This is a genomic window from Citrobacter sp. MGH100 (genome assembly GCF_001034465.1).
Classification (GTDB): domain Bacteria; phylum Pseudomonadota; class Gammaproteobacteria; order Enterobacterales; family Enterobacteriaceae; genus Citrobacter; species Citrobacter youngae.
This window is the reverse complement of sequence record NZ_KQ089801.1, coordinates 493,349-495,199: the sequence shown is the minus strand read 5'-3', so window position 1 is coordinate 495,199 and position 1,851 is coordinate 493,349. Positions and strand designations below refer to the sequence as shown.

Sequence of the window (1,851 nt, the reverse complement as noted above, 5' to 3'; positions counted from 1 at the left end):
ACTCCCTATAATGCGCCTCCATCGACACGGCGGATGTGAATCACTTCACACAAACAGCCGGGCCGGTTGAAGAGAAAAACCTGAAAATGAGGGTTGACTCTGAAAGAGGAAAGCGTAATATACGCCACCTCGCGACAGAGCGCTAAAGCGCGTCGCAACTGCTCTTTAACAATTTATCAGACAATCTGTGTGGGCACTCGAAGATACGGATTCTTAACGTCGCAAGACGAAAAATGAATACCAAGTCTCTGAGTGAACACGTAATTCATTACGAAGTTTAATTCACGAGCATCAAACTTAAATTGAAGAGTTTGATCATGGCTCAGATTGAACGCTGGCGGCAGGCCTAACACATGCAAGTCGAACGGTAGCACAGAGGAGCTTGCTCCTTGGGTGACGAGTGGCGGACGGGTGAGTAATGTCTGGGAAACTGCCCGATGGAGGGGGATAACTACTGGAAACGGTAGCTAATACCGCATAACGTCGCAAGACCAAAGAGGGGGACCTTCGGGCCTCTTGCCATCGGATGTGCCCAGATGGGATTAGCTAGTAGGTGGGGTAACGGCTCACCTAGGCGACGATCCCTAGCTGGTCTGAGAGGATGACCAGCCACACTGGAACTGAGACACGGTCCAGACTCCTACGGGAGGCAGCAGTGGGGAATATTGCACAATGGGCGCAAGCCTGATGCAGCCATGCCGCGTGTATGAAGAAGGCCTTCGGGTTGTAAAGTACTTTCAGCGAGGAGGAAGGCGTTGTGGTTAATAACCGCAGCGATTGACGTTACTCGCAGAAGAAGCACCGGCTAACTCCGTGCCAGCAGCCGCGGTAATACGGAGGGTGCAAGCGTTAATCGGAATTACTGGGCGTAAAGCGCACGCAGGCGGTCTGTCAAGTCGGATGTGAAATCCCCGGGCTCAACCTGGGAACTGCATCCGAAACTGGCAGGCTAGAGTCTTGTAGAGGGGGGTAGAATTCCAGGTGTAGCGGTGAAATGCGTAGAGATCTGGAGGAATACCGGTGGCGAAGGCGGCCCCCTGGACAAAGACTGACGCTCAGGTGCGAAAGCGTGGGGAGCAAACAGGATTAGATACCCTGGTAGTCCACGCCGTAAACGATGTCGACTTGGAGGTTGTGCCCTTGAGGCGTGGCTTCCGGAGCTAACGCGTTAAGTCGACCGCCTGGGGAGTACGGCCGCAAGGTTAAAACTCAAATGAATTGACGGGGGCCCGCACAAGCGGTGGAGCATGTGGTTTAATTCGATGCAACGCGAAGAACCTTACCTACTCTTGACATCCAGAGAACTTGGCAGAGATGCCTTGGTGCCTTCGGGAACTCTGAGACAGGTGCTGCATGGCTGTCGTCAGCTCGTGTTGTGAAATGTTGGGTTAAGTCCCGCAACGAGCGCAACCCTTATCCTTTGTTGCCAGCGGTCCGGCCGGGAACTCAAAGGAGACTGCCAGTGATAAACTGGAGGAAGGTGGGGATGACGTCAAGTCATCATGGCCCTTACGAGTAGGGCTACACACGTGCTACAATGGCGCATACAAAGAGAAGCGACCTCGCGAGAGCAAGCGGACCTCATAAAGTGCGTCGTAGTCCGGATTGGAGTCTGCAACTCGACTCCATGAAGTCGGAATCGCTAGTAATCGTGGATCAGAATGCCACGGTGAATACGTTCCCGGGCCTTGTACACACCGCCCGTCACACCATGGGAGTGGGTTGCAAAAGAAGTAGGTAGCTTAACCTTCGGGAGGGCGCTTACCACTTTGTGATTCATGACTGGGGTGAAGTCGTAACAAGGTAACCGTAGGGGAACCTGCGGTTGGATCACCTCCTTACCTTAAAGAA

Annotated in this window: 1 rRNA gene; it reads left to right on the top strand. The window is 53.4% G+C overall.

The features are described from left to right. Positions 1–299: 299 nt before the first annotated feature. Positions 300–1,841, top strand: a 16S ribosomal RNA gene (locus SK32_RS13970). Positions 1,842–1,851 lie beyond the last annotated feature (10 nt).